The 26,725-nt window shown below is 60.1% G+C and carries 28 protein-coding genes; 14 read left to right on the forward strand and 14 right to left on the reverse strand.

Translation table 11 applies throughout. The features are described from left to right. Positions 1-174 precede the first annotated feature (174 nt). The 6 genes from HU755_RS06030 to HU755_RS06055 all read left to right on the forward strand — a co-directional run bounded on the left by HU755_RS06030 (position 175) and on the right by HU755_RS06055 (position 3,309). The gene (locus tag HU755_RS06030) at positions 175-744 is read left to right on the forward strand and encodes an antibiotic biosynthesis monooxygenase (protein ID WP_186547230.1); all 570 of its coding nucleotides are present in this window, start codon (positions 175-177) and stop codon (positions 742-744) included. A 174-nt stretch (positions 745-918) separates the two neighbouring features. Beyond that, positions 919-1,629 (forward strand): dihydromonapterin reductase, encoded by a 711-nt coding sequence (gene folM, locus HU755_RS06035; protein WP_186630932.1) that lies wholly within the window; start codon positions 919-921, stop codon positions 1,627-1,629. A 21-nt stretch (positions 1,630-1,650) separates the two neighbouring features. Next, on the forward strand, positions 1,651-2,211 hold the full coding sequence (gene folE, locus HU755_RS06040) for a GTP cyclohydrolase I FolE (RefSeq protein ID WP_186547232.1): 561 nt from the start codon (positions 1,651-1,653) through the stop codon (positions 2,209-2,211). Further along, complete coding sequence (gene folX / locus HU755_RS06045) at positions 2,212-2,583, forward strand: dihydroneopterin triphosphate 2'-epimerase (protein WP_186547233.1); 372 nt, start codon at positions 2,212-2,214, stop codon at positions 2,581-2,583. Between the two features lie 97 nt (positions 2,584-2,680). Beyond that, on the forward strand, positions 2,681-2,974 hold the full coding sequence (locus HU755_RS06050) for a DUF1244 domain-containing protein (RefSeq protein WP_186630933.1): 294 nt from the start codon (positions 2,681-2,683) through the stop codon (positions 2,972-2,974). Then, positions 2,971-3,309 (forward strand): HopJ type III effector protein, encoded by a 339-nt coding sequence (locus HU755_RS06055; protein WP_186630934.1) that lies wholly within the window; start codon positions 2,971-2,973, stop codon positions 3,307-3,309. The genes HU755_RS06050 and HU755_RS06055 overlap by 4 nt, the downstream gene beginning before the upstream one ends. 106 nt (positions 3,310-3,415) lie before the next feature. Here HU755_RS06055 and trxB read toward each other — a convergent pair whose 3' ends face one another. After that, positions 3,416-4,378: a thioredoxin-disulfide reductase gene (gene trxB / locus HU755_RS06060; protein WP_186547236.1), complete on the reverse strand. Its 963-nt coding sequence runs from the start codon at positions 4,376-4,378 to the stop codon at positions 3,416-3,418. Positions 4,379-4,689: 311 nt separating this feature from the next. Between trxB and cysZ the strand changes: the two genes are divergently transcribed. Both cysZ and HU755_RS06070 read left to right on the forward strand, forming a co-directional pair. Continuing rightward, complete coding sequence (gene cysZ / locus HU755_RS06065; protein ID WP_186547237.1) at positions 4,690-5,442, forward strand: sulfate transporter CysZ; 753 nt, start codon at positions 4,690-4,692, stop codon at positions 5,440-5,442. A 40-nt stretch (positions 5,443-5,482) separates the two neighbouring features. Further along, positions 5,483-6,679, forward strand: coding sequence for a glycosyltransferase family 1 protein (locus HU755_RS06070; RefSeq protein ID WP_186630935.1), 1,197 nt, complete (start codon positions 5,483-5,485; stop codon positions 6,677-6,679). A gap of 110 nt (positions 6,680-6,789) precedes the next feature. Here HU755_RS06070 and HU755_RS06075 read toward each other — a convergent pair whose 3' ends face one another. From HU755_RS06075 to HU755_RS06085, 3 genes are all read right to left on the reverse strand, one after another. Then, entirely contained in the window at positions 6,790-7,893 is a 1,104-nt protein-coding gene (locus HU755_RS06075) for an NADH:flavin oxidoreductase (protein WP_186630936.1), read from the reverse strand. Positions 7,894-8,051: 158 nt separating this feature from the next. After that, positions 8,052-8,534 (reverse strand): glutathione peroxidase, encoded by a 483-nt coding sequence (locus tag HU755_RS06080; RefSeq protein WP_186547240.1) that lies wholly within the window; start codon positions 8,532-8,534, stop codon positions 8,052-8,054. 123 nt (positions 8,535-8,657) lie between these two features. Further along, the gene (locus HU755_RS06085; RefSeq protein ID WP_186630937.1) at positions 8,658-9,143 is read right to left on the reverse strand and encodes a peptidylprolyl isomerase; all 486 of its coding nucleotides are present in this window, start codon (positions 9,141-9,143) and stop codon (positions 8,658-8,660) included. On the opposite strand from HU755_RS06085, the gene HU755_RS06090 reads away from it, so the two are divergent. Genes HU755_RS06090 through HU755_RS06100 form a run of 3 tightly spaced genes read left to right on the forward strand, consistent with a single transcriptional unit; the run spans position 9,112 to position 12,495 of the window. Next, positions 9,112-9,438, forward strand: coding sequence for a DUF3565 domain-containing protein (locus HU755_RS06090; protein WP_186547242.1), 327 nt, complete (start codon positions 9,112-9,114; stop codon positions 9,436-9,438). The two genes, HU755_RS06085 and HU755_RS06090, sit on opposite strands and share 32 nt — an antisense overlap. 51 nt (positions 9,439-9,489) lie before the next feature. After that, on the forward strand, positions 9,490-11,589 hold the full coding sequence (gene pta / locus HU755_RS06095; protein WP_186630938.1) for a phosphate acetyltransferase: 2,100 nt from the start codon (positions 9,490-9,492) through the stop codon (positions 11,587-11,589). Next, positions 11,590-12,495, forward strand: coding sequence for an acyltransferase (locus tag HU755_RS06100; protein ID WP_186630939.1), 906 nt, complete (start codon positions 11,590-11,592; stop codon positions 12,493-12,495). A gap of 195 nt (positions 12,496-12,690) precedes the next feature. On the opposite strand, the gene cysN is transcribed toward HU755_RS06100, so the two are convergent. From cysN to HU755_RS06115, 3 genes are all read right to left on the reverse strand, one after another. Continuing rightward, positions 12,691-14,589 carry a sulfate adenylyltransferase subunit CysN gene (gene cysN, locus HU755_RS06105; RefSeq protein WP_186630940.1) on the reverse strand — a complete coding sequence of 633 codons (1,899 nt, stop codon included), beginning with the start codon at positions 14,587-14,589 and terminating at the stop codon, positions 12,691-12,693. 9 nt (positions 14,590-14,598) lie between these two features. Next, entirely contained in the window at positions 14,599-15,516 is a 918-nt protein-coding gene (gene cysD / locus HU755_RS06110; RefSeq protein ID WP_007912374.1) for a sulfate adenylyltransferase subunit CysD, read from the reverse strand. A 250-nt stretch (positions 15,517-15,766) separates the two neighbouring features. Next, a complete protein-coding gene (locus tag HU755_RS06115; protein ID WP_186630941.1) occupies positions 15,767-16,525 on the reverse strand; it encodes a Nif3-like dinuclear metal center hexameric protein in 759 nt (252 codons plus the stop codon). Positions 16,526-16,628: 103 nt separating this feature from the next. Between HU755_RS06115 and algW the strand changes: the two genes are divergently transcribed. The 3 genes from algW to HU755_RS06130 all read left to right on the forward strand — a co-directional run bounded on the left by algW (position 16,629) and on the right by HU755_RS06130 (position 20,712). Further along, positions 16,629-17,786 (forward strand): Do family serine endopeptidase AlgW, encoded by a 1,158-nt coding sequence (gene algW, locus HU755_RS06120; protein ID WP_039759347.1) that lies wholly within the window; start codon positions 16,629-16,631, stop codon positions 17,784-17,786. 88 nt (positions 17,787-17,874) lie between these two features. After that, positions 17,875-19,980 (forward strand): TonB-dependent siderophore receptor, encoded by a 2,106-nt coding sequence (locus HU755_RS06125; RefSeq protein WP_186630942.1) that lies wholly within the window; start codon positions 17,875-17,877, stop codon positions 19,978-19,980. A 12-nt stretch (positions 19,981-19,992) separates the two neighbouring features. Continuing rightward, the gene (locus HU755_RS06130) at positions 19,993-20,712 is read left to right on the forward strand and encodes a DUF4198 domain-containing protein (protein WP_186630943.1); all 720 of its coding nucleotides are present in this window, start codon (positions 19,993-19,995) and stop codon (positions 20,710-20,712) included. A 119-nt stretch (positions 20,713-20,831) separates the two neighbouring features. Here the strand turns inward: HU755_RS06130 and hisC are convergent, their stop codons facing one another. From hisC to HU755_RS06165, 7 genes are all read right to left on the reverse strand, one after another. Beyond that, positions 20,832-21,884 (reverse strand): histidinol-phosphate transaminase, encoded by a 1,053-nt coding sequence (gene hisC / locus HU755_RS06135; protein WP_186630944.1) that lies wholly within the window; start codon positions 21,882-21,884, stop codon positions 20,832-20,834. Positions 21,885-21,886: 2 nt separating this feature from the next. Continuing rightward, positions 21,887-23,224 carry a histidinol dehydrogenase gene (gene hisD / locus HU755_RS06140; protein ID WP_186547251.1) on the reverse strand — a complete coding sequence of 446 codons (1,338 nt, stop codon included), beginning with the start codon at positions 23,222-23,224 and terminating at the stop codon, positions 21,887-21,889. Positions 23,225-23,349: 125 nt separating this feature from the next. Then, on the reverse strand, positions 23,350-23,985 hold the full coding sequence (gene hisG, locus HU755_RS06145; protein WP_095180378.1) for an ATP phosphoribosyltransferase: 636 nt from the start codon (positions 23,983-23,985) through the stop codon (positions 23,350-23,352). Between the two features lie 124 nt (positions 23,986-24,109). Then, on the reverse strand, positions 24,110-25,375 hold the full coding sequence (gene murA / locus HU755_RS06150; RefSeq protein WP_186618695.1) for a UDP-N-acetylglucosamine 1-carboxyvinyltransferase: 1,266 nt from the start codon (positions 25,373-25,375) through the stop codon (positions 24,110-24,112). A gap of 22 nt (positions 25,376-25,397) precedes the next feature. Beyond that, positions 25,398-25,649 carry a BolA family protein gene (locus HU755_RS06155; protein ID WP_186618694.1) on the reverse strand — a complete coding sequence of 84 codons (252 nt, stop codon included), beginning with the start codon at positions 25,647-25,649 and terminating at the stop codon, positions 25,398-25,400. A gap of 114 nt (positions 25,650-25,763) precedes the next feature. Continuing rightward, positions 25,764-26,069 carry a lipid asymmetry maintenance protein MlaB gene (locus HU755_RS06160; protein WP_186630945.1) on the reverse strand — a complete coding sequence of 102 codons (306 nt, stop codon included), beginning with the start codon at positions 26,067-26,069 and terminating at the stop codon, positions 25,764-25,766. Beyond that, the gene (locus tag HU755_RS06165) at positions 26,066-26,719 is read right to left on the reverse strand and encodes a phospholipid-binding protein MlaC (protein ID WP_186547254.1); all 654 of its coding nucleotides are present in this window, start codon (positions 26,717-26,719) and stop codon (positions 26,066-26,068) included. Before HU755_RS06165 ends, HU755_RS06160 begins: the two co-directional genes overlap by 4 nt. Positions 26,720-26,725 lie beyond the last annotated feature (6 nt).

Genomic DNA, 26,725 nt, shown 5'->3' on the forward strand with positions numbered 1-26,725 from the left:
TTCTACCCTCCATGTCCTATCGACATTCAAGTGCTTAAATGCGACGAAAGCCGCTGGTTTAATCGGCAAAAACAGGAATAATCCTTGCTTGTCGAAAAGCGCAGACCTCTACCCCGGCCCTGCGTCAGGCGAAACTCCTACCCGGAGCGGAGCACCGAAACATGGAGATACACAATGTCTACTGCCCCCGTCACGCTAATGGTAGCCCGTCGCGTCGCCGATGGCCGCTATCAGGATCTGATCGCCTGGCTGCGCGAAGGTGAACAACTGGCCACTGACTTTCCCGGTTACCTGGGCTCCGGCGTACTTGCGCCACCACCGGGCGATAACGAATTCCAGATTATTTTTCGCTTTGTCGACGAGCAGACGCTGCATGCCTGGGAGCATTCGGCATCGCGCACCGCCTGGTTGAGCCGTGGCAGCGATCTGTTCGCCCATCCGCAGGAACACCGCGTCAGCGGTATCGAGGGCTGGTTCGGCGCCGCGGGCCAGCGGCCACCGCGCTGGAAACAGGCCGTGGCGATCTGGCTGGCCTTTTTTCCGGTGTCGCTGTTGTTCAATTTTATCCTCGGGCCATTACTCGCCGAACTGAGCTTGCTGCCCCGTGTGCTGATCAGTACAGCATGCCTGACACCGCTGATGGTTTACCTCTTTATTCCGCTGTCGACGCGCTTGCTGGCGAACTGGTTGAACAGCCCCCCGACACGGCCGTTGCCGGTGACACCGTCTACGCAAAACCGCTGATCCTTGGTGGGAGCGAGCCTGCTCGCGAATGCTGACCGTCGTCCAACCTGGATATCGACTGATGCAGCGCTTTCGCGAGCAGGCTCGCTCCACACGCAGGTGGTATCACCAGTAATAGGTATACCGCTCACGCCGCTGTTATAGTTTTTGCTCCCCCTGCGATGCGAGCTGTTCATGCCTGATTGCGTAGCCCCGATCCTCATCACCGGTGCCGGCCAGCGTGTCGGGTTGCATTGTGCCCAGCGCTTGCTCGAAGACGGCCGCCGCGTGATTTTCACCTACCGCACGGAACGCCCCGGCGTGCAAGCGCTGCGCGACCTGGGCGCCATCGGCCTGTTCGCAGACTTCTCCAGTGAAGCCGGTATCCTCGCCTTTATCACCGAACTGCAATCGCACACCGACAGCCTGCGCGCCATCGTGCACAACGCCTCCGAATGGCTGGCCGAAACCCCGGGCAACGAGGCCCAGGCCTTTGCTCGGCTGTTCAATGTGCACATGCTCGCGCCATATTTGATCAACCTGCACTGCGCCGACATGCTACGGCGCTCGGCGCCCGCCGACATCGTCCATATCAGTGATGACGTCACGCGCAAAGGCAGCAGCAAACACATCGGCTACTGCGCCAGCAAAGCCGGGCTGGACAGCCTGACGCTGTCTTTTGCCGCCCGCTATGCGCCGGCGATCAAGGTCAACGGGATCTCCCCGGCCCTGCTATTGTTCAATGCCGACGACGATGCGGCGTACCGCGCCAAGGCCCTGGCCAAATCGGCGCTGGGGATCGAGCCCGGCAGCGAAGTGATCTACCAGAGCTTGCGTTATCTGCTCGACAACCCCTACGTCACCGGCACGACCCTGACCGTCAACGGCGGGCGGCACGTCAAATAACGTCCTGCTGCGAGGCTGTCCATGAACCGCTCCCTGCCCGAACATTACCGCGACATTTTGATCGGCCTCGGTGAAGATCCCGACCGAGAAGGGTTGCTCGATACACCGGTGCGCGCGGCCAGGGCCATGCAGTACCTGTGTCACGGTTACGAACAGAGCGTCGAAACCATCGTCAATGGTGCGCTGTTTGCTTCTGACAGCGATGAAATGATCATCGTCGCCGACATCGAGTTGTACTCATTGTGCGAACATCACTTGCTGCCCTTCATCGGCAAGGCCCATGTGGCTTATATTCCAACAGGCAAGGTGCTGGGATTGTCGAAGATCGCCCGACTGGTAGACATGTTCGCCCGGCGCCTGCAGATTCAGGAAAACCTCACCCGGCAAATAGCCGATGCGGTGCAGCAGGTCACCGATGCCGCCGGCGTCGCGGTGGTCATTGAAGCCAGACACATGTGCATGATGATGCGCGGTGTCGAAAAACAGAATTCGACCATGAACACCTCGGTCATGCTCGGCGCCTTCCGCGACTCGAGCACCACCCGCCAGGAGTTTCTGCAATTGATTGGACGGAGCAAGTAAATGCCACAACTTCAACCAGGAATGGCACGCATCCGGGTCAAGGATTTGCGCTTGCGCACCTTTATCGGGATCAACGAGGATGAGATCCTCAACAAACAGGATGTGCTGATCAACCTGACCATTCTGTATGCCGCGCAGGAAGCGGTGCGTGACAACGACATCGACCATGCGCTGAATTACCGCACCATCACCAAGGCGATCATCGCCCATGTCGAGGGCAACCGCTTCGCGCTGCTCGAGCGTCTGACCCAGGAACTGCTCGATCTGGTGATGACCAACGACTCGGTGCTGTACGCCGAAGTCGAAGTCGACAAACCGCACGCGCTGCGTTTCGCCGAGTCGGTCTCGATAACGCTCGCGGCAAGCCGCTAAGCTTCAAGCTTCAAGCCGCAAGCTGTAAACTTCGCTCACTGTCACCCCATCTTGCAGCTTGAAGCGCGCCGCTTGAAGCTGTCTCGCAGAGACCCCTATGACCGAGCAACAACGCCTCGAACTCGAAGCCGCCGCCTTCCGCCGGCTGGTCGCCCACCTGGACAGCCGCAAGGATGTGCAGAACATCGACCTGATGAACCTCGCCGGCTTCTGCCGCAACTGCCTGTCCAAGTGGTACAAGGCCGAAGCCGATGAGCGTCAGATCGAGGTCAGCCTTGATGACGCCCGCGAAGTCGTTTACGGCATGCCATACGCCGAGTGGAAAGCGCAATATCAGCAAGAAGCCAGCGCCGAACAACAAGCGGCGTTCGCCAAAGGAAAAAACCCATGACTGATCTGAACATCCTGCGGGCCAGCCTGAAGAGCGGCGAACACGCTTTTGCCGACACCCTCGCGTTCATCGCCGCCGGTTACGACTATCAGCCGCAGGCCTTCAACAACGGTGGCGTGGAAAATGCCGCCGGGCAGAATGAAGGCTCATGCAAGACGCTCGGCCTGGCGCTGCTGGAAGGCTTGAGTGATGAAGAAGCGCTGCTGGCATTCGGCGAGCATTACCGCTCGGTCGTCGCAACGCCTGCGGGCAACGATCACGGCAATATTCGCGCGCTGATCAAACACGGCCTGGCCGGTGTGAAACTTGAAGGCCAGCCGCTGACCCGCCGCTAACCTCTGCAGCAACGCAAGCCCGCTCCCACATTTCGAGTTGTGGAGGCCCGGATAACGGGCACAAAAAAACCGGCCATTCTCTGGCCGGTTTTTTTGTGCCTGCGATTTAGAACGTAGCGTTCTGCAAACCGTCCAGGTAACGCTCGGTATCGAGTGCCGCCATGCAGCCGGCGCCCGCCGAGGTGATGGCCTGACGGTAAACGTGGTCAGCCACGTCACCGGCCGCGAAGACACCTTCGACGCTAGTGGCAGTGGCGTTGCCTTCACGGCCGCCCTGCACCACCAGATAACCGTCTTTGAGCGTCAACTGGCCTTCGAACAGCGAGGTGTTCGGGGTGTGACCGATGGCGATGAACACACCGTCGACCTTGATTTCGTCGAAGCTGCCATCGTTGTTGCGCAGACGCGCACCGGTCACGCCCATGTTGTCGCCGAGGACTTCGTCCAGGTTGGCGTTCAACTTGAGGATGATCTTGCCTTCGGCCACGCGGGCGTTGAGCTTGTCGATGAGGATCTTCTCGGCACGGAAGGTTTCGCGACGGTGAACCAGCGTTACGGTGCTGGCGATGTTGGCCAGATACAGTGCTTCCTCAACCGCGGTGTTGCCGCCGCCCACCACCGCTACCGGCTTGTTGCGGTAGAAGAAACCGTCGCAGGTCGCGCAGGCCGACACACCCTTGCCCATGAACGCTTCTTCCGAAGGCAGGCCCAGGTAACGGGCGCTGGCACCGGTAGCGATGATCAGCGCGTCGCAGGTGTAGACGGCGCTGTCACCGGTCAAGGTGTACGGCTTGGCAGCGAAATCCACAGCGTTGATGTGATCGAAAACGATCTCGGTTTCGAAACGCTCGGCGTGCTCGCGCATCCGCTCCATCAGCACCGGACCGGTCAGACCGTGCACGTCGCCCGGCCAGTTATCGACTTCGGTCGTGGTGGTCAGTTGACCGCCGGCCTGCATGCCGGTGATCAGCAATGGCTTGAGGTTGGCACGGGCCGCGTAGACCGCAGCGCTGTAACCGGCAGGGCCGGAACCGAGAATAATCACTCGCGAATGACGGACTTCAGACATGACCTGCTCCTGTTGACCGGGCCGAAAAACGGGCACGGATCGCCGGACTGCCGGCGGGAATAAAAAAGGACCGTGGATGACCTTGGGGAAGGCTTGAACTCGACAGTCCTGTAAAAAGTTGGGTGCAGCGTATCGAGGGGGGCAAGATTAAGGAAATACGGTTTAACAATCCAGCTCATAGGTGGTCTCTATGCCGAGCGACTGACCTGATGGACGTCTTTGTTACAGTGCATGTCGATTAATCTGCCGCGCTTTCACCACCGCTGCAAAGCCGGTAAGGTCGGCGCGTTTTCCCTTGCTCGGAGCACCTTATGCCCGCCCCCGTTCTTTCCGGCCCGCAATACCTGCGCGAAGGCCTCAAACTGGTTCTCAGCCCAGGCCTGCGCCTGTTCGTGCTGTTGCCGCTGGCGATCAATCTGGTGCTGTTTGTCGGTTTGATCTATCTGGCCGGCCATCAGTTCAGTCTGTGGGTCGACACGCTGATGCCGTCACTGCCCGAATGGCTGAGCTTCCTCAGCTACATCCTCTGGCCGTTGTTCGTGGTGCTGGTGGTGCTGATGGTGTTTTTCAGCTTCACCTTGCTCGCCAATATCATTGCCGCACCGTTCAATGGCTTCCTTGCGGAAAAAGTCGAAGTGGTGGTGCGTGGCACCGACGACTTCCCGGCGTTCAGTTGGGGCGAGCTGATCGCCATGGTTCCGCGTACATTCGCCCGGGAAATGCGCAAGCTTGGCTATTTCCTGCCGCGGGCGATCGGCCTGTTCATCCTTTCGTTCATTCCCGTGGTCAATATCATCGCCGCGCCGCTATGGCTGCTGTTCGGCGTATGGATGATGGCGATCCAGTACATCGACTACCCGGCGGACAACCATAAACTGGGCTGGAACGAGATGCTCGCCTGGCTGCGGCAAAAGCGCTGGCAGAGCATGAGTTTCGGCGGCAGCGTGTATCTGGTGTTGCTGATTCCTGTGGTCAACATCCTGATGATGCCGGCGGCGGTCGCCGGGGCGACGTTGTTCTGGGTGCGTGAGCGTGGGGCGGAGAACCTCGTTACGCAAAACTGACCCAGTCACAAATCCATCATCCAACCGTCACATCGTCGACATGGCCTCAGCCGACACTGAGGTCATGACGACAGCTCTACACATCACCCTGATCAGCGAAACCTTCCCACCGGAAATCAACGGCGTGGCCAATACCCTTGGCCGCTTGTGCGATGGACTGCGCGCGCGCGGGCATCAGGTTGACCTGGTGCGCCCGCGTCAGGCCGGCGATCAGCAACGTAGCGATGACGAATTGTTGCTGTGTCGCGGCTGGCCATTGCCGGGGTATCCCGGCCTGCAATGGGGCCAGTCATCGATGCATAAACTGCTGCGGCGTTGGAAGCATCAGCGCCCGGATGTGCTGTACATCGCCACCGAGGGTCCGCTGGGGTTGTCGGCGCTGCGGGCGGCACGACGCCTGGGCATTGCGGTGGTCAGCGGTTTTCATACCAATTTCCAGCAATACACCAGCCAATACGGCCTCGGTTTACTGACACGGATGCTCACGCATTACCTGCGCTGGTTTCACAATCGTTCGGCGTTGACGCTAGTGCCAAGTGTCAGCCAACGCCTGGAGCTGGAACGCCGGCATTTTGAGCGACTCGCCCTGCTATCCCGCGGTGTGGACAGCCAGTTGTTTCACCCCAGCAAACGGCTGAACGCACTCCGTCAGCAATGGGGGCTGGCTGAACGCGATATAGCCGTGATTCACGTAGGACGACTCGCACCGGAGAAAAACCTCGGTCTGCTCAAACGCTGTTTCGAAAAACTTCGCCAGACTTATCCACAGCGCAATCTGAAGCTGATTGTGGTGGGCGACGGTCCACAGCGCACAGCGTTGGAAAAGGACCTGCCCGAGGCTATTTTCTGCGGGGCCCAGCGTGGCGAAGCCCTGGCGGCGCACTATGCCTCTGGAGATGTGTTTGTGTTTCCGAGCCTGACGGAAACCTTTGGCAACGTGGTGCTGGAAGCCTTGGCCTCGGGGTTGGGTGTGGTGGCCTATGACCAGGCCGCGGCGGCGCAGCATATCCGCCATGGCTACAACGGCGTATCAGCGATGCCCGGCGATGAGCAGGCTTTTTGCGAGGCGGCGGCGTGGTTGCTGGAGGAAGATGAGCGGTTGCGTTGTGTGCGGCTGAATGCGCGACAGCATGGCAGCCGGCAGGGCTGGGCGGCAATTATCGAGCAATTTGAACGGTATTTGCGGGGGGCTTGTCAGGGGGAGCTGGTAGTGCCGAATGCGCAGACATTGCCCTGAGTCATGGCTGGCTTGGAGACCGCTATCGCGAGCAGGCTCACTCCTACAAGGGAAACGCATTCCAATTGTAGGAGTGAGCCTGCTCGCGATAGCATCAATGAAAGCGCCGCTTAAACCAGGGTCATCAACGCCTCACGGCTGAACGGCAAAATATCCTGCTCACGCCCTTCGCGAACTTTCTGCGCCCAGTCCGGGTCGACCAGCAACGCGCGCCCCACCGCCACCAGATCGAATTCTTCCTTGTTCAGCCGTTCCAGCAGATTCTCCAGACTCGCCGGCTGCGCAACCTTGTCGGTGTTGACCATGAACTGCAGGAACTCGCCATCCAGGCCCACGCTGCCGACGGTGATGGTCGGTTTGCCGGTCAGCTTACGCGTCCAGCCCGCCAGATTGAGTTCGGAGCCGTCGAACTCCGGCTCCCAGAAACGTCGCGTCGAGCAGTGGAAAATATCCACACCTGCGTCAGACAGCGGCTTGAGGAATTCACCCAACGCTTCAGGAGTGTGTACCAGACGCGCGGTGTAATCCTGCTGCTTCCATTGCGAAAAGCGGAAGATGATCGGAAAACCTTCGCCGACTGCCGCACGTACCGCGTGAATCAATTCGATGGCGAAACGCGAGCGGTTGGCCAGACTGCCGCCGTACTCATCGGTACGCTGATTGCTGCCTTCCCAGAAGAACTGGTCGACCAGATAACCGTGGGCGCCATGGATTTCCACGCCATCCATGCCGATGTCTTGCGCAGCTTTGGCAGCTTGGGCGAACGCGGCAATCACGTCCTGGATGTCTTGTTTGCTCATGCCATGCACCACGACCTGACCATCCTTGAGCTTTTCCGACGGACCGTAGCCCGGAACGCTGGCGTCCGGCTCGGTGCCGAGGCGGCGCACGCTGCCGACGTGCCACAGTTGCGGGACGATCTTGCCGCCTTCAGCGTGGACCGCGTCGACGACTTTTTTCCAGCCTGCCAGCGGCGCTTCACCGAAAAACTGCGGCACGTTCGGGTAGCCGTTGGAGGCGATATGGCCGACCGTGGTGCCTTCGGTGATGATCAGGCCGACACCGGCCGCTGCGCGACGACGATAGTATTCAATGACTTTTGAATTCGGTACGCCGCCAGGGGAAAACGAACGGGTCATTGGCGCCATGACCACACGGGTCGGCAGTTCGAGGGCACCGAGGTGGAACGGTTTGAACAGGGCTTGAACGGGCATCGGCGAGGCTCCACAGAGAGGACTTTATGACGAAGATAATATGGAGAGTCGAAGACGCTGAACAGCATTATTGATTGGGGTGATTAAGGGTTAAAAGATCAAAGGCAAAAGATCGTCCGAAGGCTCGGGCCGCGATCGGACGATCTCTTGATCCTGCTTCAGGCCAACGCTTTTTCGATCGCGGCAATCACGCTCGGATCATCCGGCGCCGTGCGCGGCGAGAATCGCGCCAGTACCCGACCATCCTTGCCGAGCAGGAATTTCTCGAAATTCCAGGTGATGTCACCGGGGAACTCGGCGCCCTCTCCTGCCAGCAGGCGGTACAACTGATGGCGCTCGTGGCCATTGACTTCAAGCTTGCTCGACAACGGAAACGTCACGCCATAGTTGAGGCTGCAGAAATCCTGAATTTCCTGTTCAGTGCCCGGCTCCTGGCCGGCAAACTGGTTGCACGGCAGGCCCAGCACACTGAAGCCCTTGGCTTTGAACTGCTGATACAGGTTTTCGAGCGCCGCGTACTGTGGGGTCAAGCCGCACTTGGAGGCGACGTTGACCACCAGCACGACTTGGCCCTTGAACGGCGACAGCGGTAGCTCCTGTCCATCCAGGGCTGTCAGCTTAAGGTCGTGAAAAGCACTCATACCGAACTCCAGGATTCTCGTGTTCTACTCGAAACAGCCACTTGGCGGGGCCACCAAGGACAGCCGCGGACTAAAAAGGCGCCCACGGGCGCCTCTCCAGTACTCGAAGCTTAGCGCAGAAAATCAGTGGTGATGGCCACCTTCGCCATGGACGTGACCATGAGCGATTTCTTCCTGGCTGGCGTCACGAATATCGACGATTTTTACGTCGAAGTTCAGGCGCTGACCGGCCAGCGGGTGGTTGCCGTCGACGGTGACATCATCGCCGTCCAGGTCACGAATGGTCACGATTTGCATCTGGCCATCGGGCGCCGACGCGTGGAATTGCATGCCGACTTCCAGCTCGTCAACGCCTTCGAACATGCTGCGGCTCAGGGTGCTGACCAGTTCCGCGGCGTATTCGCCGTAAGCGTCTTCCGGCTCAACGGCAACTTTCAGCTCGTCACCGACAGCTTTGCCTTCGAGGGCTTTTTCCAGACCCGGGATGATGTTGCCTGCGCCTTGCAGGTAGACCAGCGGAGCGCCGCCGGCGGAGCTGTCGATGACCTCACCAGCGTCGTTGGTCAGGGTATAGTCGATGGAGACAGCCTTATTGGCGGCGATCAGCATGGGGCGAGACCTTTTGCATAAGAATATAGAAAGGCCAAGTTTAGCGAAGCAATCGCGTGAAAGCGACCACAACCCGGACAAACGGGTTTCGACCATCACCGGCTTTCATCAGGACGAGGAAGGTCACTGGGTCGCCGAGCTTTCCTGCGGCCACACCCAGCACCTGCGTCACCAGCCGCCCTGGCAATCGCGCGCCTGGGTCCTGGATCCGGCGCAACGTATTGAAAAAATAGGCCAACCCTTTGCCTGCGGTTGGTGCGCACAAGGCTCGGTTAGCGATAACCTTGGCGACTGAATTTCGGTAGTCCGCCAGACATAGGCTGACGCCCTTGCATAGAGAATTCCCATGCAAACTTTTTTTATCGCACCCACCGATTTTGGTGTGGGCCTGACCTCCATCAGCCTCGGGCTGGTGCGCACACTGGAGCGAGCCGGGCTTAAAGTCGGCTTCTTCAAACCGATCGCCCAGCCGCACCCGGGCGACACCGGCCCTGAGCGCTCCACCGAACTGGTGGCGCGCACCCACGGCCTGAAACCGCCGCAACCGTTGGGTCTGGCGCATGTAGAGCGAATGCTCGGCGACGGTCAGCTCGACGAACTGCTCGAGGAAATCATCGCACTGTATCAACAGGCCGCCGTCGGCAAGGACGTGCTGGTGGTCGAAGGCATGGTGCCAACCCGCAGCGCCAGCTACGCCGCGCGGGTCAATCTGCACCTGGCCAAGAGCCTCGATGCCGAAGTGATTCTGGTCTCGGCGCCGGAAAACGAAGTGCTCGCCGAACTCTCCGGACGCGTCGAACTGCAGGCGCAATTGTTTGGTGGCCCGAAAGATCCGAAAGTCCTCGGCGTAATCCTCAACAAGGTCAAGACCGAGGAGAGCATGGACGAGTTCGCCGCGCGCCTGAAGGAGCATTCGCCGTTGCTGCGCAGTGGCGATTTTCGTCTGCTCGGCTGCATTCCGTTCCAGCCGGAACTCAATGCGCCGCGCACCCGCGATGTCGCCGACCTGATGGGCGCGCAGGTGCTCAATGCCGGCGATTACGAAACCCGGCGCATGAGCAAAATCATCATTTGTGCACGCACCATGCGCAACACCGTCGAACTGCTCAAACCGGGCGTGCTGGTGGTGACCCCGGGTGATCGCGACGACATCATCCTTGCTGTCAGTCTCGCGGCGATCAACGGCGTGCCGCTGGCCGGCCTGCTGCTGACCAGCGACACCCTGCCCGATCCGCGCATCATGGACTTGTGCCGTGGCGCCTTGCAGGCCGGTTTGCCGGTGCTGTCGGTGAGCACCGGTTCTTACGACACCGCCAACCTGCTCAACGGTTTGAACAAGGAAATCCCGATCGACGACCGCGAGCGCGCAGAAATCATCACCGACTTCGTCGCCAGCCACCTCGACGCCAACTGGCTGCACCAGCGCTGTGGCACACCGCGGGAAATGCGCCTGTCGCCAGCGGTGTTCCGCTATCAATTGATCCAGCGCGCGCAGGCGGCGAACAAACGCATCGTTCTACCCGAAGGCAGCGAACCGTTTACCGTGCAAGCAGCAGCGATCTGTCAGGAACGCGGGATCGCCCGTTGCGTGTTGCTGGCAAAACCTGCAGACGTCGAAGCGGTGGCGCGCGCGCAAGGCATCGTGTTGCCGCCGGGGCTGGAAATTCTCGATCCGGATCACATCCGCGAGCGCTACGTCGAGCCGATGGTCGCCCTGCGCAAGACCAAGAGCCTCAATGCGCCGATGGCCGAGCAGCAACTGGAAGACACCGTGGTGATCGGCACCATGATGCTCGCGCTGGATGAGGTCGATGGCCTGGTGTCGGGGGTGATCAACACCACCGCCAACACCATCCGCCCGGCCCTGCAACTGATCAAGACCGCACCGGGCTGCACGCTGGTGTCGTCGGTGTTTTTCATGCTCTTTCCCGAAGAAGTGCTGGTCTACGGCGACTGTGTGATGAATCCGCACCCGAGCGCTGCGGAACTGGCGGAAATCGCCCTGCAAAGCGCCGACTCGGCGGCAGCCTTCGGTATCACCCCGCGGGTGGCGATGATCAGCTACTCCAGCGGCGACTCGGCCAGCGGCGAAGAAGTCGAAAAGGTCCGCGAAGCCACCCTGCTGGCCCACGAGCAACAGCACTCGTTGCTGATCGACGGCCCGTTGCAGTACGACGCCGCCGCCAACGCCGATGTCGCCCGACAACTGGCGCCGAACAGTCAGGTCGCCGGACGCGCTACGGTATTCGTGTTCCCCGATCTGAACACCGGCAACACCACGCACAAAGCTGTACAGCGCAGCGCCGATTGCGTCAGCCTCGGGCCGATGCTGCAAGGCCTGCGCAAGCCGGTGAACGATTTGCCGCGCGGTGCGCAAGTCGATGACATCGTCTACACCATCGCCCTCACGGCGATTCAAGCCGCCAACCGACCTATGGATGTGTAAATGCTGGACTTTCTCCCTGCACCGCTGCGCGGCGTGATCGCCTCGCTGCTGTTGGCGCTGAACACCATTGCGCTGTGTTCATTTCTGTTCTGTGTGGCGCTGGTCAAAGCGCTGCCATTTGCTTTGACTCAGCGCATTGCCGGTTGGCTGATGAGCCACACCCACGAAGCGTGGATCAGCAATAACAAGGGCTGGATGAATCTGGTACGGCGCACGCGCTGGCACGTCAGCGGCCTGCAAGGTCTCGACTATCAGCACTCGTACCTGATCACCAGCAACCATCAGAGCTGGGTGGATATTCTGGTCCTGCAATACGTGCTCAACCGGCGCATTCAGCCGTTGAAGTTCTTTCTCAAACAAGAGCTGATCTGGGTGCCGGTGATCGGTCTGGCGTGGTGGGCGTTGGGCTTTCCATTCATGAAGCGCTATTCCAAGGCGTATCTGGAAAAGCACCCGGAAAAGAAAGGCAAGGATCTGGAAACCACACGCAAGACTTGCGCGAAGTTTCGCCATAACCCGGTGGGGATTTTCAACTTCGTCGAAGGCACGCGTTTTACCGAGGGTAAACATGCGCAGCAGCAGTCGCCGTTCAAATACCTGCTCAAGCCCAAGGCCGGCGGGATCGCCTTTGTGCTGGATGCGATGGGCGAGCAGCTGGAGTCGATCGTCAATGTGACGATTCACTACCCGGCCGGGCGTCCGGGGTTCTGGGATCTGCTGTGCGGCAACGTGCGCGATGTGGTGGTGCATTTTGAAGAAATCAAAATCCCGCCGGCCTTCATCGGCAAGAACTACGACCAGGACGGCGAGTACCGTTTGCAGTTTCAGGGCTGGATCAATCAGCTGTGGCTGGACAAGGATGCGTTGCTCGAACAAATGCACCGCGAATTCCCAACCAAACATTAACCCTGTGGGAGCGGGCTTGCTCGCGAAGGCGGTGGATCAGTCAGCCTCAATATGAACTGACACACCGCATTCGCGAGCAAGCCCGCTCCCACAGTTTTGACCGCGTTGGCCTGAAATAAAAAGCCCGCCGATGATTGCTCATCGGCGGGCTTTTTCTTGCAGCTGGCAGCTAGAAGCTTGTCGCTGCTTTATCGCTTAAATGGCGCCACGCTGACGCAGCAGTTCCAGCACTTGCTTGACGCTTTCTTCCACACTCAGCGACTGCGTGTCGATCACCAGATCGGCATTCAGCGGCACGTCGTACGGGAAGGATTCGCCCGGAATGTTGTCGCCACCAGCGGCGTACAGACCTTGCGGATCACGCTCGGCGCACACGCTTGGCGATGCCTGCACGTAGACCGTCAGCAAGCGATCCTTGCCAATCAGCTCCTTGGCCTGCTCGCGACCTTCGGCACTTGGCGCAACGAACGCGGCCAGGGTCAGCAGGCCCGCTTCGTTGAACTGACGCGCCACGTGCGCCGCACGACGCCAGTTCTCGGTGCGACCGGCACGATCCTGCGGCAAACCTTTGTTGAGATCCTGACGCAGGTTCTGTCCGTCCAGCACAAACACCGCACGGCCCATGTCGAACAGCTTGCGCTCGACCGCATAAGCCAGCGTGCTTTTACCCGCGCCCGACAGACCGCTGAACAGCACGGTCGCCGGTTGCTGGCCGAAGCGCTGGGCACGTTCTTCAGTCGCAACGTGGGCCAGTTTGCCGTGGTGCGTGGCGGTGCCATGCGTCACAGGCTGGGCGACGATCATGCCGGCGCCAACGGTGCCGTTGGTCAAACGATCGATGACGATGAACGCGCCGGTGGTGCGGTTGCTTTCGTAACCGTCGAGAGCAATCGGCGCGTCGAGCGCGATCTTCACCTTGCCGATTTCGTTGAGCTGCAATGCGCTCGCCGGGCCTTCTTCCAAGGTGTTGACGTCGACCTTGTTGACGATGCTGGCGATTGAGCCTGGCACGTAACTGGTGGCGCGTTTGATGTCGTATTTCTTGCCCGGCAGCATTGGCTCTTCAGCCATCCACACCAGCATCGCTTCGAAGCTGTCGGTGACCGGCGGCACGTTATCGGCATGCACCAACAGATCGCCACGGGAGATGTCGATTTCGTCTTCCATGGTCAGCGTTACGGCTTGACCGGGGCCTGCGTGCTCCAGCTCACCTTCGAAGGTGACGATGGACTTCACGCGGCTGCTTTTGCCCGACGGCAGCACGACGACTTCGTCGCCCTTGTGCACGATGCCGCTGGCCAGGGTGCCGGCGAAACCACGGAAGTTCAGGTTCGGGCGGTTGACGTACTGCACCGGGAAACGCAGGTCGGTGAAGTTGCGGTCGCCGGCGACTTCCACAGTCTCCAGAATTTCCATCAGCGACTGGCCGGTGTACCACGGCGAGCGCTCGGACTTGTTCACCACGTTGTCGCCCTTGAGGGCAGACATCGGCACGAAGTGCATGCTGGTCGGCTTCATTTTCAAGCCTTCGGCGAACTTCAGGTAGTCGGCCTTGATGGACTCGAACACGCCTTCGTCGAAGTCTTTCAGGTCCATCTTGTTGATGGCGACGACGATGTGTTTGATCCCCAGCAACGAAGCGATGAAGCTGTGACGACGGGTCTGGGTCTGCACGCCGTAACGGGCGTCGACCAGAATGATCGCCAGGTCACAGGTGGACGCACCCGTGGCCATGTTGCGGGTGTACTGCTCATGGCCGGGGGTGTCGGCGATGATGAATTTGCGCTTGGCGGTGGAGAAATAGCGGTAGGCAACATCAATGGTGATGCCCTGCTCACGCTCGGCCTGCAGGCCATCGACCAGCAAAGCCAGGTCGATGTCGTCACCGGTGGTGCCGACTTTCTTCGAGTCGCGGGTAATCGCTTCGAGGTGATCCTCGTAGATCATCTTCGAGTCGTGCAGCAGGCGCCCGATCAGGGTGCTCTTGCCGTCATCGACGTTACCGCAGGTCAAAAAGCGCAGCAGCTCTTTACGTTCGTGCTGGCCCAGGTAGGCGAGGATGTCCTCGCTGATCAAATCAGATACGTGCGACATGACAGCCCCTTAGAAATAACCCTGACGTTTTTTGTCTTCCATCGAGCCTGCGCCATCGTGGTCGATGACCCGGCCCTGGCGCTCGGAAGTTCGCGTCAGGAGCATTTCCTGAATGATGTCCGTCAGGCTTTCGGCCTCGGACTCCACCGCGCCCGTCAACGGGTAGCAGCCAAGGGTGCGGAACCGCACTTTCTTTTTGACGATGCGCGCTTTGTCTTCATCAGACAGGTGCTCGAGGATGCGCTCGTCGTCAATCATGATCAGCGTGCCGTTCTTCTCGATCACTTCGCGTTCGGCGGCGAAGTACAGCGGCACGATCGGAATACCTTCGAGGTAGATGTACTGCCAGATGTCCAGTTCGGTCCAGTTCGACAACGGGAACACACGGATGGATTCGCCCTTGTTGACCTTGCCGTTGTAGACGTTCCACAGCTCGGGACGCTGGTTTTTCGGGTCCCAGCGGTGCTTGCTGTCGCGGAACGAGTACACACGCTCTTTGGCGCGGGACTTCTCTTCATCGCGACGGGCGCCGCCGAACGCTGCGTCAAAACCATGCTTGTCGAGTGCCTGTTTCAGGCCCTCGGTTTTCATGATGTCGGTGTGCTTGGCGCTGCCGTGGGTGAATGGGTTGATGTTCTGCGCCACGCCATCGGGGTTGATGTGGGTGATCAGGTCCAGGCCCAGTTCCTCGACCATCTTGTCGCGGAACTTGTACATTTCCTGGAATTTCCAGCGGGTGTCGACGTGCATCACCGGAAACGGCAGTTTGCCCGGGAAGAACGCCTTGCGTGCCAGGTGCAGCATCACGGCGGAGTCTTTACCGATGGAGTACAGCATCACCGGGTTGTCGAACTCGGCGGCCACCTCGCGGATGATGTGGATGCTTTCCGCCTCCAGCTGTTTCAGATGCGTCAGTTTGTCGACCATGGCTACTCACGAAAGCTTTCTTATGAACGGCCAGCGGGCCGTGTTCGAGCGGGGAATCCTAGCACAGCGACCTCTTCTAATCAGGACGCCAACTAGAACGAAAGGGCATATGAATATGCCTGCCAGTTCGGCCCGCCAGGGCCGAATGTGGGAGCGAGCCTGCTCGCGAAAGCGGTGTGTCAGGCACCTTTGCATTGAAGGTCTGACGCCTTCGCGAGCAGGCTCGCTCCCACAGGGATTTATGATGCGTTCAGATCGGATTCGGGCAATCGATGAAGATGTGTTCGAGGGCGAAGCGTTTTGCCAGGTAATCGCCCAGCGCCTGCACGCCATAACGTTCGGTGGCGTGATGGCCGGCAGCGATGAAGCTGATGTCGTTTTCCCGCGCGCTGTGAAAGGTCTGCTCGGAGGCCTCGCCACTGATGAACAGATCGACGCCTGCCGCCACGCCTTGATCGATATACCCCTGGCCACCGCCTGTGCACCAGCCGACCCGGCGAATCATGCCGCTGCCTTCGATCAGCAGCGGCTCACGGCCCATGATGTCTTGCACCTTGCGGGCAAAATCGCGCGCGGTCATCGGTTCGGTCAAGGAGCCGACCAGACCGACGATTTTCAGATTGTCCGGGTCCAGCGGCCCTTCAACCGTGATGTCCAGTTGGCGTGCCAGCTGCACGTTATTGCCGACGTCCGGGTGCAGATCCAGCGGCAAATGGTAGGCGAGCAGACTGATGTCGTGCTTGAGCAGGGTTTTCAGCCGGCGCTGTTTCATGCCGGTGATGCACGGGTTCTCGCCCTTCCAGAAATAGCCGTGATGCACCAGCACCAGATCGGCGCCCGCCTCGACCGCCGCGTCGAGCAATGCCTGGCTGGCGGTGACACCGCTGACGATGCGCATCACCTGCGGGCGGCCCTCGACCTGCAGGCCGTTGGGGCAATAATCGGCGATTTTGGCGCTGCCAAGGTAACGGTCGGCTTCTGCGACGAGGGTGCTGAGGGCGACGGCCATGAAAGACTCCTAAATATCCCGTTCAGAGGCGCGCGCGGCCTCGTATAATGCGCGACATTATGGGCGGTCTGACCCCGCCTGCAACCTTTCCAGGACGTGCTTAATGCTCAAGGCGCTGCGTTTTTTCGGCTGGCCACTGTTGGCCGGTGTGCTTATCGCTCTGTTGATTATTCAGCGTTACCCCGAGTGGGTCGGGCTGCCGAGCCTTGACGTCAACCTGCAGCAGGCCCCGCAAACCACCATCGTGCAGCAGGGCCCGGTGTCCTATGCCGACGCGGTGAGCATCGCGGCACCGTCGGTGGTCAACCTGTACACCACCAAGGTCATCAACAAACCGGCACATCCTTTGTTTGAGGATCCGCAATTCCGGCGCTTCTTCGGCGACAACTCGCCCAAGCAGAAGCGCATGGAATCCAGCCTCGGCTCCGGTGTGATCATGAGCCCGGAAGGCTACATCCTGACCAACAACCACGTCACCAGCGGCGCCGACCAGATCGTCGTGGCATTGAAGGATGGCCGGGAAACCCTGGCCCGGGTCATCGGCAGCGACCCCGAGACCGACCTTGCCGTCCTGAAAATCGACCTGAAAAACCTGCCGGCAATCACCGTCGGCCGCTCCGACAGCATCCGTATCGGCGACGTGGCTCTGGCCATCGGTAACCCGTTCGGCGTCGGCCAGACCGTTACCATGGGCATTATCAGCGCCACCGGGCGCAACCAGTTGGGCCTGAACAACTACGAAGACTTCATCCAGACCGACGCGGCGATCAACCCGGGCAATTCCGGCGGTGCACTGGTCGATGCCAACGGCAACCTCACCGGCATCAACACGGCGATCTTTTCCAAGTCCGGCGGCTCGCAAGGCATCGGTTTTGCCATTCCGGTAAAACTGGCGATGGAGGTGATGAAGTCGATCATTGAGCACGGCCAGGTGATTCGTGGCTGGCTGGGCATCGAAGTGCAACCGCTGACCCAGGAACTGGCCGAGTCGTTTGGCTTGTCCGGACGTCCGGGCATTGTCGTCGCGGGGATTTTCCGCGATGGCCCGGCGCAGAAAGCCGGGTTGCAGCTGGGCGATGTGATTCTGAGTATCGATGGCGAACCGGCCGGCGATGGCCGCCGTTCGATGAACCAGGTCGCGCGGATCAAACCGACCGACAAAGTCACGATTCAGGTGATGCGCAACGGCAAAGAGCTGAAGCTGACCGCTGAAATCGGCCTGCGTCCACCGCCCGCTCCGGTGAAAGAAAAAGAAGAATAAAAATGTATTCGCGCCAGTGGCGTGAATAACAGACATTCTCAACGGGCATGTTATATTGTTTCAATTATGGCAATTGGAACAACATAACATGTCGTCTCGCAAAAAGGCCTCACTGCTGGGCCTGACCCTGGGTTTGCTCTGCGATCCCGCCTTCGCCGATGAGCCGCAGCCGCTGGAGCTCGACGCCATCAGCGTCACCTCCGACTACGAATCGCCCACCGGTCCAGTCAAAGGCTATCGTGCGACGCGCTCCGCCAGCGCGACCAAAACCGACACGGCGATTCGCGACATCCCACAAGCCATCAGCGTGGTGCCGGCCAGCGTCCTCAACGACCTGGGCAGCACCAGCGTGGAGCGCGCGCTGGATTTTGCTGGCGGCGTATCGAAACAGAACAATTTCGGCGGCCTGACGCTTTACGAATACAGCGTGCGTGGCTTTACCACGTCGGAGTTCTACAAGGACGGCTTCAGCGCCAATCGCGGCTATCCCAGTACCCCTGACGCGGCCAACATCGAGCGCATCGAGGTGCTCAAAGGCCCGGCCGCCAGCCTGTATGGCCGCGGTGATCCGGGCGGCACGGTAAACATCGTGACCAAGAAACCCCAACCCGAAGCCTTCACCACCCTGCAAACCAGCGCTGGCAGTTGGGATCGCTATCGCACCGCGCTGGACGTCAATACGCCTCTCGATGGACAGGGCAATGTGCTCTCGCGCATCAACCTCGCCGTCGAGGACAACAACAGCTTCCGCGATCACGTCGACGCCAAGCGCGTATTCGTTGCGCCGTCGATCAGTTGGCAGTTGAACCCGGACACGTCGCTGTTGGTAGAAAGTGAAATCGTCCGTCACAGCTCGACATTCGATCGCGGCATCGTCGCGCCGAACAATAAATGGAGCGGTGTCTCGCGTTCGACCTTCCTCGGCGAGCCCAACGACGGCGACATCGACAACCACAACAACCTGCTCCAGGCCACCCTTGAACACCATCTGAACGACAGCTGGAAATTGCGCCTGGCCAGCCATTACAAGGAAGGCAAACTCTGGGGCGATGCGTCGGAACAACGGGCGCTGAACGCCGACGGCCACACGGTCAACCGCCGCTTGCGTGAACGCGATACGAGTTGGCACGACAGCATCACCCAACTGGAACTGCGCGGGCTGTTCGACCTTGGGCCTTGGCAGCATGAATTGCTGGTTGGCACCGAGTACGAGAATTACCGCAAGGACGAGCGCGTCACCACTATTGCTGGCGGCCCCTACGCCATCGACATCTATAAGCCGATTTACGGTCAGCCGAAACCCAACGGCGCTCGCTCAGGCACCGACTTCTTCGAGCACGTCGAAAGTCATGCGCTGAACCTGCAGGACCAGATCATCTTTACCGACAAACTGCGCGGCATGGTCGGCGCGCGCTTCGAGCATTTCGATCAGCGCATCGACGATCACAGCCGTAACGCCAAAAGCCAGCAGCGTCACGATGCTCTCACTCAACGCGCCGGCCTGCTCTATCAACTGACGCCGAACACCGGCCTCTTCGCCAACGCCTCGACCTCATTCAAACCGAACAACGGCCTGGATGCCTCCGGGAAATCCTTCGACCCGGAAGAAGGCGTCGGTTACGAAGTCGGCATCAAGAACGAGCTGTTCGACGAGCGTGTAAGCAGCACCCTCGCCTTTTTCCACATCGACAAGGAAAACGTCCTTGCCCTTGATCCGGGAACCGACACCAGCCGCGCCATGGGCAAGGCCCGCAGTCAGGGGTTCGATTGGCAAATCACCGGCCAGGTGACCGACGCCGTGCGGGTGATCGGCGCCTTCGCTTACATCGACGCCGAAGTCACCAAGGGCGATGCGAGCATTCCCACTGGCAGCCGCATCCTCGGCGTGGCCAAACGCAGCGGCAGTCTGCTCGGTGTTTATGAATTTCAGGATGGCCATCTGCGCGGCTCAGATGTCGGCGCAGCGTTCACCTATGTAGGCGATCGCTCGGGCGAGTCCGGTAGCGACTTCGAATTGCCTGCCTATCAAACCGTGGACTTGCTCGCCCATTACAAGGCCAGCGACAACGTCACGGTCGGCCTGAACCTGAACAATATCTTCGACGAGAAATACTACGAGCGCGCCTACAGCAACTACTGGGTCAACCCCGGCGAGCCGCGCAACTTCACCGTCAGCCTGACACTCAACCTGTAAAAGGACGTCCCCATGCACTACGGCAAAACCCTCATGATCCTCGCCGCTTTGTTCGCCGGCCACGCCTCGGCCCATGGCCTGTGGACCGAACAACGCCGCGGCAATACCGAAGTGGTCTACGGTCACGGCGCCGAAGACAACGCGTTCAAGGCGCAGAAAATCAGTGGCGCCTGGGCGTATGACGCGGGCGGCAAGATGATCCCGGTCAGCGTCGAGCGTCTGGCCGATCACGCACGGCTGAAACCGTTAAAGCCACCGGCGGTGATGGCCGTGGCACTGAACAATGGCATGTGGTCGCAGACGGCGGACAAAAAATGGGTCAACGAAGGACGCAGCAAAGTGCCCGGCGCCACCGAGGCTACGCAAACCTTCAAATACAGCCTGGCGATCTATCAGCCGGGGGCGAAGCTGCCGAAGCTTGATCAGATCAAACTGCTGATCCTGCCGGAGGTCGATCCGCTGACTGTAGGGCCAGGCAAATCGTTGCCGGTGCGAGTATTGCTCGATGGCAAACCGGCGGCCGGGGTGAAGTTGATTGGCGACTATCGCAGCGCGCCGAACACGCTGAGCACCGAGACGGACAAGGATGGGCGTGCGCAAGTGCTGGTGAGGAATGAAGGGTTGAATGTGATTGCGGCGCAGGTCGAGGTGCCGGTGAAGGACAATGTGGATGTGGACAGTCGTGGGTTGTTCAGTTCGCTGACATTCTTGGGCGAGCCGCATCACGAATAAACGCTACAAATCCCCTGTAGGAGTGAGCCTGCTCGCGATAGCGGAGGGACATTCAACATTGATGTTGGCTGACCCGGCGCAATCGCGAGCAGGCTCACTCCTACAGAAAGCAGAGCTGGTCAGAGATCCCCAAGGCCGTCGATCAGCGCCTGATTCTGCTCCGGCGTACCGATCGAGATCCGCAGGAACTGCGCGATCCGCTCGTGTTTGAAGTGGCGCACGATCACGCCCTGCTCGCGCAGCTTGGCCGCCAGCCCTGCCGCGTCATGCTGCGGATGGCGGGCAAAGATGAAGTTCGCCGCAGAGGGCAGCACTTCGAAGCCCTTGGCCTGCAACTGCCCGACCACCCATTCACGGTGCTCGATGACCAGACGGCAGGTCTTGTCGAAGTAGGCGCGATCTTCAAACGCTGCCGCCGCCCCGACATTCGCCAGACGATCCAGCGGATAGGAGTTGAAGCTGTTCTTGATCCGTTCCAGCGCTTCGATCAGATCCGGATGCCCCACTGCCAGACCAACACGCAGGCCCGCCAGTGAACGGGACTTGGACAGGGTCTGGGTCACCAGCAGGTTCGGGTAACGATCCACCAGACTGATGGCCGTCTCACCGCCGAAGTCGATATACGCTTCGTCAACGACCACCACCGAATCCGGGCTGGCCTTGAGGATTTGCTCTACCGCCTCCAGCGCCAGCAGGCAACCGGTCGGGGCGTTCGGGTTGGGGAAGATGATCCCGCCATTCGGTTTGGTGTAGTCGGCCGGGTTGATCTGGAATTGCGCATCCAGCGGCACCGCGTCGAATTCGATCCCGTACAGACCGCAATAGACGGGATAAAAGCTGTAGCTGATGTCCGGGAACAACAGCGGCTGATCGTGTTGCAGCAACCCGTGGAAGATGTGCGCGAGCACTTCGTCCGAACCGTTGCCGAGGAACACCTGATTGGTCTGTACGCCGTAATAGTTGGCCACAGCGTTCTTCAACAGATCACTGTTCGGATCCGGGTACAGACGCAAGTTGTCGTTGAGTTCGGCCTGCATCGCCGCCAGTGCTTTTGGCGACGGACCGTAGGGATTTTCGTTGGTGTTGAGCTTGACCAGTCGGGTCAGCTTCGGCTGTTCGCCCGGCACATACGGCACCAGATCCTTGACGAACGGGCTCCAGAATTTACTCATGCTCACTCCCCCTGCCCTTTCAAAAAGTCTTGGTCTTTGATGCGGTATTCGGCGCTGCGCGCATGAGCGCTCAGCGATTCGCCACGGGCGAGCACGGAGGCGGTTTTACCCAGCTCCGAAGCCCCGGCCTCGGAGCAGAAGATGATCGATGAACGTTTCTGGAAGTCATACACGCCCAGCGGCGAGGAGAAGCGCGCGGTGCCGGAAGTCGGCAGCACGTGGTTCGGACCGGCGCAGTAGTCGCCCAGTGCCTCGGAGGTGTGGCGGCCCATGAAGATCGCACCGGCGTGGCGGATTTGCGGCAGCCAGGCCTGTGGATCGGCGACCGACAATTCCAGGTGTTCCGGGGCAATGCGATTGGCGACTTCAATGGCCTGAGCCATGTCATTTACCTGGATCAGCGCACCACGGCCATTGATCGAGGTTTCGATGATGGTCGCGCGATCCATGGTCGGCAGCAGTTTGTCGATGCTGGCGGCGACCTTGTCGAGGAACTCGGCGTCCGGACTGACCAGAATCGCCTGAGCGTCTTCGTCGTGCTCGGCCTGGGAAAACAAGTCCATGGCGATCCAGTCCGGATCGGTCTGGCCGTCGCACACCACGAGGATTTCCGAAGGTCCGGCGATCATGTCGATGCCGACCTGACCGAACACGTGGCGCTTGGCGGTGGCGACATAGATATTGCCCGGGCCAACCACCTTGTCCACTTTCGGCACGCTCTCGGTGCCGTAAGCCAATGCGGCAACCGCTTGCGCGCCACCGATGGTGAACACGCGGTCAACCCCGGCGATGCAGGCAGCGGCCAGCACCAGTTCGTTGATTTCACCGCGCGGCGTTGGCACGACCATGACAACTTCGGTCACGCCAGCGACCTTGGCCGGAATCGCGTTCATCAACACTGACGACGGATACGATGCCTTTCCGCCTGGCACGTAAAGACCCGCGCGATCCAGCGGTGTGACCTTCTGGCCCAGCACCGTGCCGTCGGCTTCGGTGTAGCTCCAGGAATCCTGCTTCTGTTTTTCGTGGTAGCTGCGCACCCGTGCTGCGGCTTTTTCCAAAGCCTCGCGCTGTTCGACCGTGATCCGGGTCAGCGCCAGTTCGAGGCGCTCGCGCGGCAGGATCAAATCAGCCATCGACGCCACTTCCAGACCGTCGAACTTCTGAGTGAATTCGACCAGCGCCGCGTCACCGCGCTCGCGCACCGCCTTGATGATGTCCAGCACGCGCTGATTGACCGAGTCGTCAGACACACTTTCCCAGCTCAGCAGATGATCCAGATGATGCGCGAAATCCGGGTCAGCAGCGTTGAGTCGGCGAATTGCAGTCGGTGCGGTCATAGCGAGAGCCTCATAGGAATGGCAAATAACTCAGGCGCCCGATACTGGCATTCGATCCGCTTGGGCACCTGAGAATTCTGGCTATGAGGCGGATAGACGGCGCGGCCTCGGGCCGCGCAGGTGAATCAGCCGCGGTGTCGAGACTCCACTGCGTTGCGCAGGGTGTCGATCAACGCCTGGATTCGGGCGTGCTGCATCTTCATCGAAGCCTTGTTGACCACCAGGCGCGAGCTGATCGTGGCGATCAGTTCCTGAGGTTCCAGGCCATTGGCGCGCAGGGTATTGCCGGTGTCGACCACGTCGATGATCTTGTCGGCCAGACCGATCAGCGGGGCCAGCTCCATCGAACCGTAAAGCTTGATGATGTCGACCTGACGGCCCTGCTCGGCGTAGTAACGCTTGGCGACATTAACGAACTTGGTCGCCACGCGCAGACGGCCCTTGGGCTCGACCGCGCCGATCTTGCCAGCGGTCATCAGCTTGCACTGGGCGATCTGCAGGTCCAGCGGCTCGTACAGGCCCTGGCCGCTGTATTCCATCAACACGTCCTTGCCGGCAACGCCAAGGTCGGCCGCGCCATGCTCGACATAGGTCGGCACATCGGTGGCGCGCACGATCAGCAGACGCACGTCGTCCTGGGTCGTGGGGATGATCAACTTGCGGCTCTTGTCCGGATTCTCGGTCGGCACGATGCCCGCTTCGGCGAGAAGCGGCAGGGTGTCGTCAAGGATGCGGCCCTTGGACAGTGCGATGGTCAACATGGGAAACGTCAGTCCTTATCAAGGTACTCATGCCCGGTCGCAATCGGCGCCGGACACACATCGAGCCGGTAACCGGCTCGACTCGAAAACTCAGCGGACACGTCCCTGTGTCCCAATGCAGCAATCAGCCCGGAACGCGACGGATCTTGGCGCCCAGCATCTGCAGTTTTTCTTCGATGCACTCGTAACCACGGTCGATGTGGTAGATGCGGTCGATCAGCGTGTCGCCTTCGGCCATCAGTGCCGAGATCACCAGACTGGCCGAAGCCCGCAGGTCGGTAGCCATCACTGGCGCGCCCTTGAGGATCTCGGTGCCGGTGACGATCGCGGTGTTGCCTTCGACCTGGATCTTGGCGCCCATGCGGTGCAGCTCGTACACGTGCATGAAACGGTTTTCGAAGATCGTCTCGATCACTGCACCGGTGCCTTCGGCAATGGCGTTGAGCGAGATGAACTGCGCCTGCATGTCAGTCGGGAACGCCGGGTACGGCGCGGTGCGCACGTTCACGGCTTTCGGACGCTTGCCGTGCATGTTCAGCTCGATCCAGTCTTCACCGCAGGTGATTTCTGCGCCGGCTTCACGGAGTTTTTCCAGCACGGCTTCGAGAATGGTCGGATCGGTGTCCTTGACCTTGACGCGGCCACCGGTCACGGCGGCGGCGACCAGGTAGGTACCGGTTTCGATACGGTCAGGCATGACTTTATAGAAAGCCGAACCCAGACGCTCGACGCCATCGATGGTGATGGTGTCGGTGCCGGCACCGGAAACCTTGGCGCCCATGGCGTTGAGGAAGTTTGCCAGGTCGACCACTTCAGGCTCACGGGCGGCGTTCTGCAGCACGCTGCGGCCTTTGGCCAGAGCGGCGGCCATCATGATGTTCTCGGTACCGGTCACACTGACGGTATCGAAGAAGAAGTGCGCACCGCGCAGGCCGCCTTCAGGCGCCTTGGCCTTGATGTAGCCGCCTTCGACGTCGATGATCGCGCCCATCGCTTCCAGACCACGGATGTGCAGGTCGACCGGACGCGAACCGATGGCGCAACCGCCAGGCAGTGCGACTTCGGCTTCACCGAAACGCGCGACCATCGGCCCCAGTACGAGGATCGACGCACGCATGGTTTTCACCAGTTCGTACGGTGCGATCAGGGTTTTGATGGTGCGCGGGTCGATTTCGACGCTGAGTTTCTCGTCGATGACCGGCTCGATGCCCATACGACCGAACAGCTCGATCATGGTGGTGATGTCGTGCAGGTGCGGCAGATTGGCAACGGTCACCGGGCCATCGCACAGCAGGGTGGCGGCCAGGATCGGCAGGGCGGAGTTTTTCGCGCCGGAAATGCGGATCTCGCCATCAAGGCGAGCGCCACCGGTAATAATCAATTTATCCATTAGTATCTCGACGCCCTAGGGCTCAGGTGCGCTCGGCCCAGGCCGCGCGGCTGAAAAATTTCATAGTGACCGCATGGATGCTGCCATCAGCGATCCATGGGTTCAAATGGGCATAGATGCTCTGCTGACGCTTGACCGGGCTCAACGCCGCCAGTTCATCGCTAATCACGTTCAGCTGAAAGTTGCAGCCTTCGCCTTCAACTTCAACCTGCACTTGTGGAAAGCCGTCTGCCAGCTTTTCTTCAAGGAAGCTCTTTACTTCGTTGGCCTGCATGCTCAACCTCAATCGGCGCCCTGTGCGCACGGGTCGGACATCATACAAAAAAGCCCCGCGCCTGCGAACCCCGCAACGCAGGACTCTGACGGGGGGCTTTTAATAGATGTGCGTTCAGGGGTGCGCCAACAGTTCGGTCAGCTCACTGACCTGAGCGATTTCGCGCATGTCTTCCGGCATTGCGCGGATGCTGACAGCTTTGCCGGCCGCCTGTGCATCGCGCATGAAGCACAGCAGCAACGACAGGCCGACGCTGCTGGACTTCTTCACTGCCGAGCAATCGATCACCAGCGCCGTCGCCTTGCTGGACTTGATCAACGCCTGCCCTTGCTTGCGCAAGTCGGGGCCGGTGCGATAATCCAGCACGCCACTGAGCACAAGCTCGTCGACATCACTCATACGCACTGCCGCCTCACTCATTGCGCTGGCTTCGCAGCAGCTTTGTCGGTTTCCTGCTTGGCCTTGGCCACTTCACCGGCCCAACCGTTGATCGTCTTGTCGAGGTCGTTGCCATTGCGCTGCATCGCGTCGGCAAACTGATCACGGAACAGCTTGCCAATGTTGATGCCATTGATGATCACGTTGCGCAGTTTCCACTCGCCGCCGATCTTCTCCAGCGTGTATTGCACTGGATAGATCGCGCCATTGCTGCCCTTGACGGTCATGTTGACGCTGGTCCGATCGCCCGACTCGTCCTTGGCAGGATCGACGGTGATGCCCTGGTTGTTGTACTCAAGCAGCGCGTTGCCGTAGAACTGGAACAGGCCACGCTTGAAGTTTTCCTGAAAGCGCTGCATCTGCTCGGGCGTCGCCTTGCGCGAATACTTCACGGTCATGATGCTCTTGGAAATGCCTTCGGCATCTACCACAGGGCCGACGATGTTGTTCAGCGCGGTGTAGAAGTCCTGTGGATCCTGCTTGTATTTCTCTTTGTTGGCCTGCAAATCGGCAAGCATCCGGTTCGTCGTGTCCTGAATCAGATCATGTGCCGATTGTCCCGGCGCAGCGTTAGCCATCAACGGCAGTGCCGCGAGCAACACCAACAGGCCACGTCGCAAGATAGAGATCATTCAAAA

The organism is Pseudomonas sp. SWRI111 (assembly GCF_014268555.1).
GTDB classification, from domain to species: domain Bacteria; phylum Pseudomonadota; class Gammaproteobacteria; order Pseudomonadales; family Pseudomonadaceae; genus Aquipseudomonas; species Aquipseudomonas hamedanensis.